Consider the following 17,134-nt stretch of genomic DNA (forward strand, 5'->3'; position numbering starts at 1 on the left):
CTGCCAACATAATTGCGCAAGATGGTACTATATTTCGGACATTTGTTAGAGATACGCTTGACTTGTCATTTGGTTTAGCCAGGAAAAATAGCTATGACACCCGCCGTTAAATTACTCGAAAAAAACAAAATTACGTTCAAAATCCACACCTACGATCACGATCCCGCCGAAACCAACTTCGGTGATGAAGTGGTGCGCAAGTTAGGGTTGAATGCCGATCAGGTGTACAAAACGCTGCTGGTTGCGGTGAATGGTGATATGAAACATCTGGCGGTAGCGGTCACCCCCGTGGCCGGACAACTGGATCTGAAAAAAGTCGCCAAAGCGCTCGGCGCGAAAAAGGTCGATATGGCCGATCCGCTGGTTGCGCAACGTACAACCGGGTATCTGGTCGGCGGCATTAGTCCGCTGGGACAGAAAAAACGTCTGCCAACGCTGATCGATGCGCCAGCCCAGACGTTTGACACCATTTTTGTCTCTGGCGGCAAACGCGGGCTGGACATTGAACTGGCGGCGGTTGATTTGGCCGCGATTCTGGAGGCTAAATTCGCCGATATCGCCCGCCGGGACTAAATGCGTATTTGTGCCGGATGGCGACGCACGCGTCTTATCCGGCCTACCTCTTATCAGGCCGACAAACCGCGCTGACCTGCAGGCCGGAAAAGGTGCCAGCACCCCATCCGGCACTCCGTCCTGTCACTGCCAGCTGACTTCCCCTTTCGGCTCATACGCACTGGCATCCAGCGGTGAGTTTTTCTGAATGTATTCCTTCAGCACTTCCGCATCAATAAACCCGGTGTTGACGTACCCCGGTTTGTTATCAATCCGCGGATAGCCATCGCCGCCGGTCGCGTTAAAGCTGAGCGTCGCCATACGGTAGGTTTTCGCCGGGTCAATCGGCTCGCCGTTGATTTTCAACTCGTTGAGCTTGCCATCTTTTGCCACAAAACTAACCCTGGCAAACTGCGGATAGGCGCCGGAGTCCGGTTTCATTTGCGCCACGGCCGTCAGATAGTCCGTCACATCCTTACCGTTCATATCGGCATACACAACAACGTTGCCGAACGGCTGAACCTTCAGCACGCTTTTATAGGTGATATCCCCGCCTTCGATCGAGTCACGAATGCCGCCGCCGCTCATGACGCCGAAATCAGCACCGGTGCGCGCCATTTGCGCAGCCAGAATCAAATGCCCCATGTTGGTCTGCACAAAACGGACCTTGCTGCGGTCGCCTTCCAGACGGTCATTCACCGCCCCGATTTTCACATCCAGTTGCGCTTTTCCTTTATTCTGGAACGGAGACAACAGCGAGAGCATCTGCGCATTCTCAGCGATTTCCGGGGTGTAAAGTACGTGCTCACTTTTCCCGTCTTCCCAGGTCACTTTCTTCTTGAGATTCACCGGAATCAGCTGATAGTTGACCATTTTCATCTCGCCGTTACGGAACTCAAAGTCCGCGCGACCAACGTATTTCCCCCACTCATGGGCCTGTACAATCCAGATCCCGTTCTGTTTGTCCGGCGCACACGGCGTACCGGGAACGTAATCCACCTGTTTTTTATTTTCCGCTGCCATGCACACCGGGTCCTGTGAGTGACCACCCACAATCATCGCCAGCGCGCCCTCTGGCAGACTGCGTGCCATTTCGACGTCGCCCGGCGCGTTCGAACCATGGTTACCGTTGTCATAGTGCCCCATGTGAGTGGTGGCAATCATGACGTCAGGCTTTTCATTCATCTGCAACTCCTGAATCACCACCTTTGCCTCTTCCGCTGGTTTGCGAAATTCGATATCGGTGAAGAACTCAGGGTTACCGATTTTCGCCGTATCGTCGGTGGTCAAACCGATAACCGCGATTTTCAGATCCTGACGTTTAAAAATGGCCCAGGGTTTGAACAGACGCTCGCCGGTACTTTTCTGGTAAATATTGGCCGAGAGAAAGGGGAACTTCGCCCACTTCTCCTGCTGACGCAGGACGGTGAGCGGATTATCAAATTCGTGGTTACCGACCGCCATCGCGTCATAACCAATCAGGTTCATCCCACGAAAGTCGGGCTCAGCATCCTGGAGATCTGATTCGGGAACGCCGGTGTTGATGTCACCACCGGACAGCAGCAGGACGCTGCCCCTTCGGCAGCCACCTCGCGACGAATCCCGTCCACCAGCGTTTTTTGCGCCGAGAGACCGTACTCGCCGTATTCACTGCGCCAGAAATGGCCATGATGATCGTTGGTATGCAGAATGGTGATTTTATAGGTTTTATCTTTTTCATAAGCCTGAGCAGGCTGACTTGCCAGCGTGAATGCGGCGAACAGTGCCAGCGCCACACCCCGTTTCAAAAATTTCATGTTTCTCTCCCTGATTCCTTCACTCGGCTGAAATTACAATTATCTGAAATAATAGTCGAATAAGTTTTCAGAATTGAGACTTCCTTCAAACCTCGTCCGCAGGTATGTTAGTCAGGTAATAATCACAATGACGATATTCCCCTATGCGCAACATCGTTCACGTTGCATCCGGGCAGCGTGAAGGATAAAGCGCATACATCGCAAATCAGACAGAAGTGACTTTCTATGGCAATGAGTGAACAAACCCAGCCAGCACCTGGTGCGTCCGCGCCAGTCGCTAAGGCACGTACGTCGTTCGGCATTTTAGGCGCGATCAGCCTTTCACACCTGCTTAACGATATGATTCAGTCGTTAATTCTGGCGATCTATCCGCTATTACAGTCCGAATTCTCACTGACCTTTATGCAGATAGGGATGATCACCCTGACCTTCCAGTTGGCCTCTTCGCTTCTACAACCGGTGGTCGGCTACTGGACCGATAAGTATCCGATGCCGTGGTCGTTGCCGATTGGCATGTGCTTTACGCTGAGCGGGCTGGTGCTGTTGGCGATGGCCGGCAGTTTTGGCGCCGTGCTGCTGGCTGCCGCGCTGGTCGGCACCGGTTCTTCGGTATTCCACCCGGAATCGTCCCGTGTGGCGCGGATGGCCTCAGGCGGACGCCACGGTCTTGCCCAGTCCATCTTCCAGGTGGGCGGTAACTTTGGTAGCTCCCTGGGTCCGTTGTTGGCGGCAGTGATCATCGCCCCTTACGGCAAAGGTAATGTGGCCTGGTTCGTGCTTGCGGCGCTGCTGGCGATTGTCGTGCTGGCGCAAATCAGCCGCTGGTATGCCGCGCAGCATCGTATGAGCAAGGGGAAACCCAAAGCAACGATTATCAATCCGTTGCCGCGCAATAAGGTGGTGCTTGCGGTCAGTGTCCTGCTGATCCTGATTTTCTCGAAATACTTCTATATGGCGAGCATCAGCAGCTATTACACCTTTTATCTGATGCAAAAATTCGGATTATCGGTACAAAACGCGCAATTTCACCTCTTTGCCTTCCTGTTTGCGGTTGCTGCAGGAACGGTAATCGGCGGGCCTTTAGGCGATAAGATTGGCAGAAAATATGTCATTTGGGGCTCTATCCTCGGCGTCGCGCCGTTTACGCTGATTTTACCTTATGCCACCCTACACTGGACCGGTATTTTAACGGTGATCATTGGTTTTATTCTCGCCTCCGCGTTTTCCGCCATTCTGGTGTATGCCCAGGAGCTACTGCCGGGTCGTATCGGCATGGTTTCTGGTCTGTTTTTTGGTTTTGCCTTTGGGATGGGTGGCCTGGGAGCCGCCGTGTTAGGTCTGCTCGCTGACCACACCAGCATCGAGTTAGTCTATAAAATCTGTGCTTTCCTACCACTTCTGGGGATACTGACCATATTCTTACCTGATAACCGGCATAAAGCCTGAGTTTCTTGCGGCTAAAGCTAAACTTTAGCCGCTCGCTACACCTGTTGTTATAAGCCTTTGCTCTGTATCCAGTCCGCTCGTTTTCCGATCCGTGCCTTTTTCGCTTCAAATTGCAGTTTTCTTCAAAATTCAATAATTATTCACAAACATAATAGTCAAAATTGTCATAAACTATTACCTGGAATTTTGGAAATCAGCTACCAAAGGAGACGGAATGCATCACGCCACCCCGCTTATCACCACCATTGTTGGCGGCCTTGTGCTCGCTTTTATACTCGGCATGCTTGCCAATAAACTGCGTATTTCTCCTCTGGTGGGATATCTGTTAGCGGGCGTTCTGGCCGGTCCTTTTACTCCTGGCTTTGTGGCTGATACCAAACTTGCGCCGGAGCTCGCTGAGCTTGGCGTTATTCTGCTGATGTTCGGCGTCGGTTTGCACTTTTCACTGAAGGATTTGATGGCGGTAAAGTCGATAGCCATTCCCGGCGCGATCGCCCAGATAGCCGTGGCGACGCTGTTGGGTATGGCCCTTTCCGCCATGCTGGGCTGGTCGCTGATGACCGGCATCGTCTTTGGTTTATGTCTTTCAACCGCCAGTACCGTGGTGCTGCTGCGCGCGCTTGAAGAACGACAACTGGTCGACAGTCAGCGAGGGCAGATTGCCATCGGCTGGCTGATTGTTGAAGATCTGGTGATGGTGCTGACGCTGGTCCTGCTGCCCGCCGTGGCCGGAATGATGGAAAAAGGCAACGTCGGGTTCGCCTCGCTGGCGGTCGACATGGGTATGACCATCGGTAAAGTTATCGCCTTTATCGCCATTATGATGCTGGTTGGCCGCCGTCTGGTGCCGTGGATTATGGCGCGCAGTGCGGCAACCGGCTCCCGCGAACTGTTTACCCTGTCCGTACTGGCGCTGGCATTAGGTATCGCTTTCGGCGCAGTAGAACTGTTTGATGTCTCCTTCGCGCTGGGCGCGTTCTTTGCCGGGATGGTACTGAATGAATCGGAACTGAGCCACCGTGCGGCCCACGATACTCTGCCGCTGCGCGACGCATTTGCCGTCCTGTTCTTTGTCTCCGTCGGTATGCTGTTTGATCCCCTGATTCTGATCCAACAGCCGCTGGCCGTGCTGGCGACGCTTGCCATCATTATCTTTGGCAAGTCGGTCGCCGCCTTCTTCCTGGTACGTCTGTTTGGCCACTCGCCGCGTACCGCGCTGACCATCGCCGCCAGCCTGGCGCAGATTGGTGAGTTCGCCTTTATTCTCGCCGGTCTGGGGATGGCGCTGAACCTGCTGCCGCAGGAAGGGCAAAATCTGGTGCTGGCGGGGGCGATTCTGTCGATTATGCTCAACCCGGTGCTGTTTGCTCTGCTGGAAAAATATCTGGCAAAAACCGAGACGCTGGAAGAACAGACGCTGGAAGAGGCTATCGAGGAAGAGAAACAAATTCCGGTGGATATCTGCAACCACGCGCTGCTGGTTGGTTTTGGCCGCGTCGGCAGTCTGCTCGGTGAAAAACTGATGGCGGCCGGAATGCCGTTAGTGGTTATCGAAACGTCACGGACACGGGTTGATGAACTACGCGAGCGCGGGATCCGCGCGGTGCTGGGGAATGCCGCCAATGAAGAGATCATGAATCTGGCGCACCTGGATTGCGCCCGCTGGCTGATCCTCACCATCCCGAACGGCTACGAGGCCGGCGAAATTGTTGCTTCTGCCCGCGAGAAGTGCCCGAATATTGAGATTATCGCTCGCGCGCATTATGACGATGAGGTCGAGTACATTACCGAACGCGGCGCTAATCAGGTCGTGATGGGCGAGCGCGAAATCGCCCGTACGATGCTGGAACTGCTGGAAACACCACCAGCAGGTGAAGTCGTGACGGGGTGACCATCGTTGCATCGGCTCGTTTGCCTGATGGCGCTTCGCTTATCAGGCAAACGTGATGACACAGATAATGGCAACTGTAGGCCGGATAAGGCGTTTACGCCGCCATCCGGCATGATGATTTAACGATCCCAGTACGACTCTTCGAGGCTGTCCTCACGCTCCGGCAGTCCACGCGTCAGACGCGGGGAGTGCTGGTTCAGTACCTGATAACTCACGCGATTGGCATATTTACACACCTGCGCTAATGACGAATAGGTCAGCCAGGTGAACTTATGCTTACTGGAATTCGGCACATTCGAACGGTGATAGCTATTGGCAGTAATATCATGCAGCAGCGCCGCCAGCGCGCCGTCACCTGCGCCATTGGTATTCATGATTTTTTCTGGGCCGCCCATATACGGGGCGATATGGGAATAGACGCGCAGCGGATTGCGACAGTCTTTATGGCGCATCGCGCGGCTGAACTCATACTGGTTAAATTCGGCAATCGCGCCCGGCAGCAGCGGGTGCTGGGTTTTGCGTTTGGCTTCCTCTTCAGTAAAGCCCGCCATGTACAGCCCTACCGGTCCGGCGGTACACAACACCAGATCGACCCAGTCCAGCGCTTTGTCAGACGCCAGCAGCGGATCGTTTTCACCGGTCAGCGCTTCGGCCTCTTCTTCATTCATCGCCAGAATAGAGACGTTCTCTTTCAGGAAATCCTGCCACCACTGCGGGTTATCGGCGATGACAAATTTGGTTCCCAGCGTCAGTACCACCGGCACATTGTGCTTTTTAGCGTACTCTATGGCCTTCATGGTGGCTTCCGGCATCGGCTCGCCCGGCTTGCAGCGTACCAGATAGGAGGTCAACACCAGCGCCGATGCCCCGGCAATTACCGATTCCGGAATGCTTTCCGCGCGCAGTTGGTTCATGTGCCCTGGGCTGATGGCGAAGGTACGCTCGCCGGATTCGCCTATCAGGGTAAAGCAGCGGCCAATCGGTCCGTCAACGCCCTGCAGATAGTTAAGGTCGGTCCGGCTGGAGGTGTTACACAGATAGCGGTAAGCGTAACTACCAATCTCAATGTTGCTGCACATTACGCCCAGCAACACTGAACGGTCATCGGCCAGCACAGAGTAGTTGTGCATGGTGTTGCCAATGGTCCCGCCGGCAAACTGATGGGTGATCAGGTTGTCGCGCACCAGTTCCTGATACAGCGCTTCGGCCACGTCATCCTCAATCACCAGCGAATGCCCGGCGCTCAGTCCATAACGTTGCACAAACGCGTCATCCACTTTCGCCTCAATATCCACCAGCGTTTGATCGATCCCCACCACCCATGCGGCGCTGGTTTCATTTTCAGGCTGGATTTGTTGCAGCAGCGGATCGCGTGCATTGACAGGGAAATAGTGTTTGGATTTGCGTTTACCGGGAAATTTCATGGCTGTTTTTACGGGTGGCTAACTGAGCGGTGCATGGTAGCACATTCCCCCTGCGACGACAGAGTTTCAATATCGGACGGGCGGATCGCAGTTTCCACGGCGGAAGCTCTTACAATGGATCGATTTCACAAGGAGCGTTTTATGAAACCGGAAAACAAACTTCCCGTACTGGCACGCATTTCAGATGAAATGAAGGCGGTACTGAATGTCCGGCAGGACGATCTGCCGCCCTGGCCGCCCGCTGATGATGTGGTCGCTATGCGCCAACACTACATTCTTGAACGCCGCTTCTGGAACGCGGATGCACCGCAGATGCCAACGCGGGAATATGCCATTCCCACGCGCTGGGGAGAGGTGACAACGCGCCTGTACAGCCCAACGCCAGACAGTCAGGCTACGCTGTTTTACCTGCACGGTGGCGGTTGTATTCTCGGTAATCTGGATACCCATGACCGTATCATGCGCCTGCTGGCAAGCTATACCCAGTGCACAGTAATTGGCGTCGACTATTCGCTCTCGCCTGAAGCGCGCTTTCCACAAGCCCTTGAAGAAACCGTTGACACCTGTCAGTTCTTTTATCAGCAGGCGGACGACTATCAGTTGAATATGACACGCATTGGCTTTGCTGGTGATTCCGCTGGCGCGATGCTGGCGCTCAGCAGCGCGCTGTGGCTGCGCGATAAGCACATCTCCTGTGGAACGGTGGCGGGCGTGCTGTTGTGGTACGGCCTGTACGGTTTACAGGACTCGGTGAGTCGTCGACTGATGGGCGGCGACTGGGATGGCCTCAGCCGCCAGGATTTAGCGATGTACGAAAAAATGTATCTGCGTAATGCCGACGATCGCGAGTCGCCATACTATTGCCTGTTCAACAACGACCTGACACAGGCGGTGCCGCCCTGCTTTATCGCCGGTGCGGAGTTTGACCCGCTGATCGACGACAGTCGCCTGCTCTTCCAGACGCTGGCGGCACACCAGCAGCCCTGCGAATACAAAATGTATCCCGGCACCCTGCACGCCTTTCTGCACTACTCACGCCTGATAAAATCTGCCGATGATGCATTACGCGATGGTGCGCATTTCTTTACTCAGCAGATTAACGCGGCACGTTAGCGGTACGCGGCCGTCAGTTTCAGCATCATATCTATATGTTCCGGTGCGGCATTCAGCGCCGGAATATATTCATACTTTTTGCCGCCCGCTTCGAGGAAGATCTCTTTATTCTGCACCGCAATTTCTTCCAGCGTCTCCAGACAATCCGCCGCGAAGCCCGGACACATTACCTGAATATGGCCCGTACCCTTCTCGCCTAACATCTTCAGCGTTTCATCAGTATAGGGCGTCAGCCACGGTTCACGACCAAAACGCGACTGGAAGGTCATCATGACTTTTTCTGGCGGCAGGCCGAGCGCAGAAACCAGCTCACGGGTGGTATCGCGGCAGCGCTGCGGATAGTCGTCGCCTTCATCTGCAAAACGCTGGGGAATACCGTGATACGACAACAGCAGCAAATCGGGTTCGCCATGTTCGGCAAACGAGGCTCGCGCGCTGTTCGCCAGCGCATCAATATAGGCGCTGTCATCGGCGTAATCGCGAATAAACGAAATGCCGGGAATACGACGTTTACGCGCCAGAATGCGCGCCAGCTCATCCCAGACCGCCGCGGCGGTTGAGCAGGAATATTGCGGGTACAGCGGCAGCACAACAATGTGATCAACGTGGTTCGCCAGCAGCTCGTCCACCGCGCTTTCCAGCGACGGCGAGCCGTAACTCATACCCAGCGCGACGGGCGTGTCCGGTAAGCGCGCAGCAAGCGCCTGCTGCTGTTGACGGCTGTAGACCATCAGCGGCGAGCCGCCTTCCATCCAGACCGACTGATAAAGCTTTGCCACTCGCGGAGCGCGCAGCGGCAAAATTACACCGCGTAGTAGCGGCCACCACAGCACACGGGGCGTATCGACAACGCGTTTATCGCTTAAGAACTGCCGGAGATAGCGTGTTACTGCCGCCGGGGTGGGGGCATCGGGAGTCCCAAGATTTGCCAGCAGGATACCGGTTTTCGTCTGACGCATTACCGCCTCTTATCGATTCAAATTGTTGATAATTGTAGCGGAAAAGCGAATAAGAAGAACTAATTGCTGTGAGAGGTATGACGAGAATTTGCCTGATGGCGCTGCGCTTATCAGGCCTACAAGATAATGGCAGGCCTGATAAAAGGTTCACGACACGAAAAACTTAGCCGAGGATTTTTTCCAGAGCAGCGCGCACGTCAGCAACGGCCTGCGTCCCGTCAACTTTCGCGTATTGGGTGTTACCTGCTGCCGCTTCTTTCTGGTAGTAGCCAATCAGCGGCGCCGTCATCTGATGGTATTCCACCAGACGCTTACGCACGGTCTCTTCCTGGTCGTCTTTACGGGTGGTCAGCTCTTCACCGGTCACGTCGTCTTTACCTTCAACCTTAGGCGGGTTGAATTTGATGTGGTAAACGCGGCCAGAGGCAGCGTGCACGCGACGACCGACGATACGGTCAACGATCAGCTCATCCGGTACGTCGAATTCGAGAACATAATCCACCACGATACCGGCTTCTTTCATGGCGTCTGCCTGCGGAATCGTGCGCGGGAAACCATCTAACAGAAAACCGTTACGGCAATCTTCCTGCGCGATACGCTCTTTTACCAGCGCGATCACCAGCTCATCCGTCACCAGCTTGCCGGAGTCCATGATGTCTTTCGCTTGTTTGCCCAGCTCGGAGCCAGATTTCACGGCGGCACGCAGCATATCACCGGTGGAGATTTGCGGAATACCATACTTCTCCATGATGAACTGAGCCTGAGTTCCTTTACCCGCGCCCGGAGCGCCAAGCAGAATGATACGCATTACGAAAATCCCCTTAAAGGTTGTCGATATTTTTAAAAAAGCGCTAAACGATACCACCATCACGCATTTGTCTCAAGGAAGGCGCCCTGCGCTGAAACGGTTAATGAGGGAAAATTTAGAAAAGAGAGGCGATTAAAAGAAAGGCCAGATGGCGATAACGCCCATCCAGCCTGGACAGAATATATCAATGTAGGCCGGATAAGACGCTAACGCGTCGCCATCCGGCATTCACATGGCGGTTATCAGGAAACCAACAACTGGTTCATACGACGAATGAACTGGTTTGGATCTTCGAGCGTGCCGCGCTCGGCAAACAACGCCTGATCCAGCAGCAGTTCAACCCACTCGTTGAATTGCGCTTCATCCTGGGTATCCGCCGTGCGTTTCACCAGTACGTGGTCCGGGTTGAGTTCAAAGATATATTTCACTTCCGGCACGTTCTGGCCCGCTGCGGCAAACAGTTTTGCCATCTGGGTGCTCATTTCATCCGCGTCGGTGGTGACAATCGCCGGCGTATCGGTCAGACGGTGCGTCAGACGTACGTCTTTCACCCGGTCGCCCAGCAGGTTTTTCACGCGCTCAACAAACGGTGTCAGCGCTTTTTCCGCTTCTTTCGCGCTTTCATCAACCTCATCGGCCAGCTTGTCGATAGACTCGTCCGCTTTGGCGACGGACTGGAATGCCTTACCGTCGAACTCGGTCAGGTAGTTCATCATCCACTCATCAATGCGATCGGAAAGCAGCAGCACTTCGATGCCTTTCTTACGCAACAGTTCCAGATGCGGGCTGCTCTTCGCCGCCGCGTAGCTGTCTGCAGTGATGTAGTAAATCTTCTCCTGCCCTTCTTTCATGCGGGAGACGTAGTCTTCCAGAGAGACGGTCTGCGCAGAAGAGTCGGTATGCGTCGACGCGAAACGCATCAGTTTGGCGATGGTTTCCTGGTTAGCGTGATCTTCCGCCGGCCCTTCTTTCATCACCAGACCAAACTGCTGCCAGAACGTCTGGTATTTTTCCGCGTCATCTTTCGCCAGTTTTTCCAGCATCTGTAATACGCGCTTGGTCAGTGCGCTACGCAGGTTGCGGGTAACGCTACTGTCTTGCAGGATCTCACGCGAGACGTTCAGCGGCAGATCGTTAGAGTCGATAAGCCCTCGCACGAAACGCAGATAGTTCGGCATGAACTGCTCGGCGTCATCCATGATAAAGACGCGCTGGACGTACAGCTTCAGGCCGTGTTTGTGATCGCGGTTCCACATGTCCCACGGCGCCTGCGACGGGATGTACAGCAGGCTGGTGTACTCCTGCTTCCCTTCTACGCGGTTGTGGCTCCAGGTCAGCGGATCGGTAAAATCGTGCGCGATATGTTTGTAAAACTCGTTGTACTCGTCGTCTTTGATTTCTGACTTGTTACGGGTCCACAGCGCCTGCGCCTTGTTGATTTTCTCCCAGGAAACGACGGTTTCGCCGTCTTTTTCTTCCTGTTTTTCAATCTCAACCGGCAATGCGATATGGTCGGAATATTTGCTGATGATGGAACGTACGCGCCAGTCGTCAAGGAACTCGTCTTCGCCTTCACGCAGATGCAGGGTGATTTCCGTTCCGCGATCGTCTTTGGTGATATCAGCAACGGTGTATTCACCTTCGCCCGCCGACTCCCAGAACACGCCGTTCTCCGGCTTGTCGCCTGCGGCGCGAGTGCGGACCGTCACTTTATCCGCGACGATAAACGCCGAATAGAAGCCTACGCCAAACTGACCAATCAGTTGACTGTCTTTCGCCTGATCGGAGCCCATGGATTCAAGGAAGGATTTGGTCCCGGACTTCGCGATGGTCCCCAGATGATCGATCACGTCATCACGGTTCATCCCCACGCCGTTATCGGCGATGGTCAACGTACGCTTATCTTTATCGAAGGAGACGCGTACGCGCAGTTCACCGTCGCCTTCATAGAGGTCCGGGTTCGACAGCGCGCGAAAACGCAGCTTGTCTGCCGCATCAGAGGCGTTAGAGATAAGCTCACGCAGGAAGATTTCTTTATTGGAATACAGAGAATGGATCATCAGGTGCAGAAGCTGTTTTACTTCTGACTGAAAACCACGAGTTTCTTGTCCTTTCATGTAGATCTACCTCAACAATGCCATTTTCAATGGTAAAAACACGTTGAAGGTGAAATGGGGACAAGCGGGAAGGATTTCAAGCGGAGGCCGCGAGCGCAGCCTCCGTTTGGTCAGAATTTAATCTTGTGGCGTCCTGCCAGAGAATGCGACAGCGTGGTGCCGTCCACCATCTCCAGCTCACCACCGACCGGCACGCCGTGGGCGATACGGCTGGCGTCAACGCCATATTGCGCGCAGAGTTCAGCAATGTAGTTCGCTGTGGCTTCCCCTTCGACCGTCGGGTTGGTCGCGAGGATCACTTCACTGAGTTGCTCAGAGGACAGGCGCTGCTCAAGTCTGTCGAGACCGATGTCATCCGGCCCGATGCCGTCGAGCGGCGACAAATGCCCCATCAGCACGAAGTAGCGCCCGGAAAACTGCCCGGTCTGCTCGATAGCGTAGATATCCGCCGGGCTCTCGACCACGCAAATCTGGCCGTTTTCCTGGCGACGCGGGTTCGAACAGATATTGCAGACTTCCTGCTCGGTGAAGGTGCGGCAATCGGCGCAGTGACCGATTTCCGACATCGCCCGGGTGAGCGCTTGCGCCAGACGCATCCCGCCGCTGCGGTCACGCTGAAGCAGCGTAAACGCCATGCGCTGCGCCGACTTCGGGCCTACGCCCGGCAGGCAGCGCAGTGCTTCCATAAGCTGAGTTAACAGCGGGCTGGTTTGCATCAGAACGGCATCTTAAAGCCTGGCGGCAGTTGCATACCGGAGGAAACAGAGGCCATTTTCTCTTTCTGGGTCTCTTCAATGCGACGGGCAGCATCGTTAAATGCAGCAGCAACCAGATCTTCCAGCATCTCTTTGTCATCTTCGAGCAGGCTTGGGTCGATCTCCACGCGACGGCAGTTATGCGCGCCGTTGATGGTCACTTTCACCAGACCCGCGCCGGATTCACCGGTCACTTCCAGCTTGGCGATTTCTTCCTGCATCTGCTGCATTTTTTCCTGCATCTGCTGGGCCTGCTTCATCAGGTTACCCAGACCGCCTTTACCAAACATAGGCTTCTCTCTCAATCACGTTAAGGGATGACAATCATAAGCGTCGCTTACGATCAAATGGGGCGGATACTCTCTTCATCCAGATCCGCATCGAAGAATCGACGCAGGGTCTGGATGTTGTTATCCGCAACTATCGACTCGCGCGCCTGCGCAAGTTTCTCTTCATAAATCGCCTGACGCCATTCCAGCGGCGTTCGCACCGCCGGATTATCATCTTCTACGATGGTCAGTTCAACCGTTGATCCCGCAAGCTGACTCAGTGCTTCCGCCAACTTTTGCTGCGCACCGCTGGAATTCAGGTGACGCTGGCTGGAACGCAAATGCAGACAGACCGCATTGCCGTTCTCTTCTTTCCAGGCATTGAGCGCGACCTGCTCAACCAGTTTGGGCAGCGAGAGCTGACTGACCTGCGCCGCCCACGGATCGCGTTCAATCGCTTCTGCGGCCAGCTTAGCAGCCAGTTCCGGCGTTTTCTCATGCTCCAGCGCTTTCTTCAGCGCCTTCGGCGTCGCCACCACCTCTTTCACTTCAGCAACCGGCGTGGTCGCCTTCCAGCGATAGGCTTCTTTCTTCGCCGGAGCCTGTTCGAGCGCAGACGGCGCAGGTCGAGCCTGCACGCGTTCTGATACCGAAGCCAGTCTTTCCAGCGCAGCGTTATTCACCGGCCGCGCGCGGGGTGCGGCTGCCGGTTCACTCTTTTTTGCTTTGGTTGCTCCCTGCGCACGTTGCAGTTGATTGCGCGCCGCCAGCACCTGACTGGTGGATTCCGGCAGCGGCGCTGTCGGAGATGGTTGCGCAGGCGCAGACTGCTGCGACACCTGGGTCGGCGACATTACCGCCGTTGGCGCGACAGGGGCAAACGATTGTCGCGGAACCTCGGGTTCTGGTAACGGCATACGCGGATGAAACGCCAGCGCCCGCAGTAAGGTCATTTCAACGCCCATGCGTCTGTCTGGCGCGTACGGCAGTTCTTTACGGCCAATCAATAACGTCTGGTAATAGAGCTGAACGTCCGCCGGCGGCACAGTGCGCGCCAGTTCACGCATGCGCACTTCGATCGTCGCCATGTCGCTGCCAAGTGCGGCAGGAGACAACTGGACCAGCGCAATACGGTGCAGCAGACCCAGCATTTCGACCAGCAGCGCTTCCCACTCGATTCCCCGCGCCGCAGCCTCGTTGACCAGCGTCATCACCCGTTCGCCGTCGGCGGCGATTACCGCCTCCACCAGCGACAGCGCCTGATCGTCATCCAGCGTGCCGAGCATCGCGCTCACCGCCTGGGTGGATACCTGGCCGTCACCGCTGGCTATCGCCTGATCGGTCAGACTCAATGCGTCACGCAGACTGCCGTCGGCCGCACGGGAAAGCAGTTGCAGCGCACGCGGCTCGTGGGCGATCTGCTCTTCGTTAAGAATATGTTCAAGCTGATGGCGAATCTGGTCGACATCCAGCGCCTTAAGATGGAACTGCAGGCAGCGGGACAGAATGGTCACCGGCAGCTTCTGCGGATCGGTTGTCGCCAGCAGGAATTTGACGTGCGACGGCGGCTCCTCAAGCGTTTTGAGCAGCGCGTTAAAACTGTGGCGAGACAGCATATGCACTTCGTCGATCAGATAAACTTTGAATCGACCGCGCGCCGGTGCGTACTGGACGTTATCCAGCAGGTCCCGGGTGTCTTCGACTTTGGTGCGCGAGGCGGCATCGATCTCAATCAGATCGACAAATCGCCCCTGCTCAATTTCGCGGCAGTTATCACACACGCCGCACGGCGTGGCGGTAATGCCGGTTTCGCAATTCAGTCCCTTTGCCAGCAGACGGGCAATGGAGGTTTTACCGACACCCCGGGTACCGGAAAATAGATATGCATGGTGAATACGCCCTAACGACAAGCCGTTCGCCAGTGCGGTCAGCACATGTTCCTGGCCGACGACGTCAGCAAAGGTTTGTGGGCGCCATTTTCGGGCTAAAACCTGATAACTCATTGGCTGGCTCTGAAACGCTGGAAGGTGGATTCATAGGGGGGAATGCTAACACAACCTCGCACATTCAGCGAGGTTGAGAGGTGATATTCAGGCGACATCGTTGCAGCCAGTTTGGTGACGGACAGCGCGCAAAAACCGGAGCGTACTGACAGTACGTGAGGATTTCGAGCACTGACCGGGGCCAAAATGGCAAATAAGATAGCCTGAATCAGTGTCCCGGGAATGGAACCAGGCTGTAGCAGTTGATGCCCTGCTGCGCCAGGCGCTGCTCGCCGCCGAGGTCAAACAGGTTGATGATGAACGCGGCATCGGTCACTTCGCCGCCCAGACGACGGATCAGTTTCACGGTCGCTTCAATCGTCCCGCCGGTTGCCAGCAGATCGTCAACCACCAGCACTTTATCACCGGCGTGGATCGCATCAACGTGGATTTCCAGTTGATCGGTGCCGTATTCCAGTTCGTAGCTCTCAGCGATCGTTTCACGCGGCAGTTTGCGCGGTTTACGCACCGGCACAAAGCCAACGCCCAGACCCAACGCTACCGGCGCACCAAACAGAAAGCCGCGTGCTTCGGTACCGACAACTTTGGTGATGCCTGCATTTTTGTAACGCTCAACCAGCAATTCGATGCTGAGCGCGTAAGCTTTCGGATCTTCCAGTAAGCTGGTGACATCACGGAAAAGAATGCCCGGTTTCGGGTAGTCCTGAATGCTTTTAATGCTATTTTTGAGAAACTCAAGCTGCTGTGCAGTTGCGGTCATAAGTTTGTGCCTGATTAATACGGTGTTACTTCACGGCGCACTATACACTTCATCCTTCAGGCTGCCTCTTTGTTGGCTGCCTTCATTCATCCCGGTCACTTACTGATGTAAGCCAGGGATTCATTCAGTTGCCGCCTCGATGCACCTTGAAGGATAGTGTGTATATAGAAGGCCAACATTAATTTGACCCGGCGCGCCTGTGCTCGAAAACGGTCGAATTTACTGGCTACCGCTTGCAATTGCAACCGCGATTATTGCACTTCAGTGCTTTTGTTGCTTTTCGTCAATCACTGGTATTCGCCACATAAATATCAGCAGGCAAACCAGGATCACCAGCAGCAGGATCCGCACCCACCACATCGGGGTCAACCACAGCGATACGGCGAAGGTGATGAGGATCATTACGATCGCGCGGGGCTTAACGCCCGGCGGCATAGCCTTATATTTCTGCCAGAATCGCAAATAACTGCCAAACCACGAGCGGTAGAGTAACCAGTCATGGAAACGCGGCGATGAGCGGGCAAAGCACCAGGCAGCCAGCAGAATAAACGGTGTCGTCGGCAGTACAGGCAACACGACGCCCAGCGTCCCCAATACAACTGCCAGCCAACCCGTGATGATTAAAAGGATTCGTTGCATAATAAAGGCATATCGCAAACCAGAACGCTACTTTAGCATAACAGTTATCATTTTCATCGGAGTGTTACATTGAAAACCGCCATGCTGCTGCAAAAGCTGGAAGATCAGCTCGCCCTCCTGCGCCAACGCTGCGCGCCGGTAGCGCAGCATGCCACGATCAGCGCCCGCTTCGATCGCCATCTTTTTCAGACACGCAGTACCCTGCTCCAGGCCTGTCTGGAGGAAGCTGAAGGCCACCTTCAGGCGCTACGTCAGGCGGTTGAACAACAGCAATTGCCGCAAGTTGCCTGGCTGGCGGAACATCTGGCGTCGCAACTGGAAGCGATCTCCCGCGAGACCGCCAGTTGGTCACTGCGGGAATGGGACAGCGCCTCGCCGGGTCTGGCACACTGGCAGCGCAGACGCATCCAGCATCAGGAATTTGAGCGACGCCTGCAGGAAATGACCGCGCAACGCAAAGCGCGACTGGCTCAGGTCACCCGCCTGGACGAACAACAAACGCTGCAACGCGAAGTAGAAATCTATGAAGGTCGTCTGGTGCGCTGTCGTAAGGCGCTGGACAATATTGAACGTGTCCTGGCGCGTTTAACCCGCTAATCCCT

General features: G+C 55.2%; 14 protein-coding genes, 1 pseudogene and 1 other annotated feature. Of the genes and pseudogenes, 5 read left to right on the top strand and 10 right to left on the bottom strand.

Translation table 11 applies throughout. The features are described from left to right. The first annotated feature begins 93 nt into the window (after positions 1–93). Positions 94–573: a Cys-tRNA(Pro)/Cys-tRNA(Cys) deacylase YbaK gene (gene ybaK / locus WM46_RS12330; RefSeq protein ID WP_061076676.1), complete on the top strand. Its 480-nt coding sequence runs from the start codon at positions 94–96 to the stop codon at positions 571–573. A 123-nt stretch (positions 574–696) separates the two neighbouring features. Here ybaK and ushA read toward each other — a convergent pair. Further along, positions 697–2,348, bottom strand: a pseudogene (gene ushA, locus WM46_RS12335) (bifunctional UDP-sugar hydrolase/5'-nucleotidase UshA). A gap of 225 nt (positions 2,349–2,573) precedes the next feature. Here ushA and fsr point away from each other — a divergent pair. Together fsr and ybaL are read left to right on the top strand one after the other, a co-directional pair. Next, positions 2,574–3,794 carry a fosmidomycin MFS transporter gene (fsr, locus tag WM46_RS12340; RefSeq protein WP_102602406.1) on the top strand — a complete coding sequence of 407 codons (1,221 nt, stop codon included), beginning with the start codon at positions 2,574–2,576 and terminating at the stop codon, positions 3,792–3,794. A gap of 214 nt (positions 3,795–4,008) precedes the next feature. Beyond that, positions 4,009–5,685: a YbaL family putative K(+) efflux transporter gene (gene ybaL, locus WM46_RS12345; protein ID WP_061076674.1), complete on the top strand. Its 1,677-nt coding sequence runs from the start codon at positions 4,009–4,011 to the stop codon at positions 5,683–5,685. A gap of 119 nt (positions 5,686–5,804) precedes the next feature. Here ybaL and gsk read toward each other — a convergent pair whose 3' ends face one another. After that, positions 5,805–7,109, bottom strand: a complete 1,305-nt coding sequence (gene gsk / locus WM46_RS12350) for an inosine/guanosine kinase (protein ID WP_102602407.1) — start codon at positions 7,107–7,109, stop codon at positions 5,805–5,807. A gap of 141 nt (positions 7,110–7,250) precedes the next feature. Here gsk and aes point away from each other — a divergent pair, with 141 nt between their 5' ends. Further along, positions 7,251–8,222, top strand: coding sequence for an acetyl esterase (aes, locus tag WM46_RS12355; RefSeq protein WP_102602408.1), 972 nt, complete (start codon positions 7,251–7,253; stop codon positions 8,220–8,222). Here the strand turns inward: aes and hemH are convergent. The 8 genes from hemH to WM46_RS12405 all read right to left on the bottom strand — a co-directional run bounded on the left by hemH (position 8,219) and on the right by WM46_RS12405 (position 16,532). Continuing rightward, positions 8,219–9,181: a ferrochelatase gene (gene hemH, locus WM46_RS12360; RefSeq protein WP_102602409.1), complete on the bottom strand. Its 963-nt coding sequence runs from the start codon at positions 9,179–9,181 to the stop codon at positions 8,219–8,221. The two genes, aes and hemH, sit on opposite strands and share 4 nt — an antisense overlap. 163 nt (positions 9,182–9,344) lie before the next feature. Continuing rightward, complete coding sequence (gene adk, locus WM46_RS12365; protein WP_102602410.1) at positions 9,345–9,989, bottom strand: adenylate kinase; 645 nt, start codon at positions 9,987–9,989, stop codon at positions 9,345–9,347. 242 nt (positions 9,990–10,231) lie between these two features. Beyond that, positions 10,232–12,106 carry a molecular chaperone HtpG gene (gene htpG / locus WM46_RS12375; RefSeq protein ID WP_061076670.1) on the bottom strand — a complete coding sequence of 625 codons (1,875 nt, stop codon included), beginning with the start codon at positions 12,104–12,106 and terminating at the stop codon, positions 10,232–10,234. Positions 12,107–12,216: 110 nt separating this feature from the next. Beyond that, the gene (recR, locus tag WM46_RS12380) at positions 12,217–12,822 is read right to left on the bottom strand and encodes a recombination mediator RecR (protein WP_061076669.1); all 606 of its coding nucleotides are present in this window, start codon (positions 12,820–12,822) and stop codon (positions 12,217–12,219) included. After that, positions 12,822–13,151, bottom strand: coding sequence for a YbaB/EbfC family nucleoid-associated protein (locus WM46_RS12385; protein ID WP_001515903.1), 330 nt, complete (start codon positions 13,149–13,151; stop codon positions 12,822–12,824). Before WM46_RS12385 ends, recR begins: the two co-directional genes overlap by 1 nt. A gap of 53 nt (positions 13,152–13,204) precedes the next feature. After that, complete coding sequence (gene dnaX, locus WM46_RS12390) at positions 13,205–15,133, bottom strand: DNA polymerase III subunit gamma/tau (RefSeq protein WP_102602411.1); 1,929 nt, start codon at positions 15,131–15,133, stop codon at positions 13,205–13,207. Further along, positions 13,808–13,872: a sequence feature (DnaX frameshifting element), on the bottom strand. Its footprint overlaps the gene before it by 65 nt. A 208-nt stretch (positions 15,134–15,341) precedes the next feature. Further along, positions 15,342–15,893 (bottom strand): adenine phosphoribosyltransferase, encoded by a 552-nt coding sequence (gene apt / locus WM46_RS12400; RefSeq protein WP_061076667.1) that lies wholly within the window; start codon positions 15,891–15,893, stop codon positions 15,342–15,344. A 261-nt stretch (positions 15,894–16,154) separates the two neighbouring features. After that, positions 16,155–16,532 carry a DUF454 family protein gene (locus WM46_RS12405; RefSeq protein ID WP_042324439.1) on the bottom strand — a complete coding sequence of 126 codons (378 nt, stop codon included), beginning with the start codon at positions 16,530–16,532 and terminating at the stop codon, positions 16,155–16,157. Positions 16,533–16,601: 69 nt separating this feature from the next. On the opposite strand from WM46_RS12405, the gene priC reads away from it, so the two are divergent. After that, positions 16,602–17,129 (top strand): primosomal replication protein N'', encoded by a 528-nt coding sequence (gene priC / locus WM46_RS12410; RefSeq protein WP_187394487.1) that lies wholly within the window; start codon positions 16,602–16,604, stop codon positions 17,127–17,129. Positions 17,130–17,134 lie beyond the last annotated feature (5 nt).

Origin of the sequence: Citrobacter freundii complex sp. CFNIH2, from assembly GCF_002880615.1 — a bacterium.
Lineage (GTDB): Bacteria > Pseudomonadota > Gammaproteobacteria > Enterobacterales > Enterobacteriaceae > Citrobacter_A > Citrobacter_A amalonaticus_F.

What these genes read in the sequence shown, in the direction of transcription:
- ybaK (WP_061076676.1), top strand. Translation starts at nt 94, where the DNA reads ATGACACCCGCCGTTAAATTACTCGAAAAAAACAAAATTACGTTCAAA.
- fsr (WP_102602406.1), top strand. Translation starts at nt 2,574, where the DNA reads ATGGCAATGAGTGAACAAACCCAGCCAGCACCTGGTGCGTCCGCGCCA.
- ybaL (WP_061076674.1), top strand. Translation starts at nt 4,009, where the DNA reads ATGCATCACGCCACCCCGCTTATCACCACCATTGTTGGCGGCCTTGTG.
- gsk (WP_102602407.1), bottom strand. Translation starts at nt 7,109, where the DNA reads ATGAAATTTCCCGGTAAACGCAAATCCAAACACTATTTCCCTGTCAAT.
- aes (WP_102602408.1), top strand. Translation starts at nt 7,251, where the DNA reads ATGAAACCGGAAAACAAACTTCCCGTACTGGCACGCATTTCAGATGAA.
- hemH (WP_102602409.1), bottom strand. Translation starts at nt 9,181, where the DNA reads ATGCGTCAGACGAAAACCGGTATCCTGCTGGCAAATCTTGGGACTCCC.
- adk (WP_102602410.1), bottom strand. Translation starts at nt 9,989, where the DNA reads ATGCGTATCATTCTGCTTGGCGCTCCGGGCGCGGGTAAAGGAACTCAG.
- htpG (WP_061076670.1), bottom strand. Translation starts at nt 12,106, where the DNA reads ATGAAAGGACAAGAAACTCGTGGTTTTCAGTCAGAAGTAAAACAGCTT.
- recR (WP_061076669.1), bottom strand. Translation starts at nt 12,822, where the DNA reads ATGCAAACCAGCCCGCTGTTAACTCAGCTTATGGAAGCACTGCGCTGC.
- WM46_RS12385 (WP_001515903.1), bottom strand. Translation starts at nt 13,151, where the DNA reads ATGTTTGGTAAAGGCGGTCTGGGTAACCTGATGAAGCAGGCCCAGCAG.
- dnaX (WP_102602411.1), bottom strand. Translation starts at nt 15,133, where the DNA reads ATGAGTTATCAGGTTTTAGCCCGAAAATGGCGCCCACAAACCTTTGCT.
- apt (WP_061076667.1), bottom strand. Translation starts at nt 15,893, where the DNA reads ATGACCGCAACTGCACAGCAGCTTGAGTTTCTCAAAAATAGCATTAAA.
- WM46_RS12405 (WP_042324439.1), bottom strand. Translation starts at nt 16,532, where the DNA reads ATGCAACGAATCCTTTTAATCATCACGGGTTGGCTGGCAGTTGTATTG.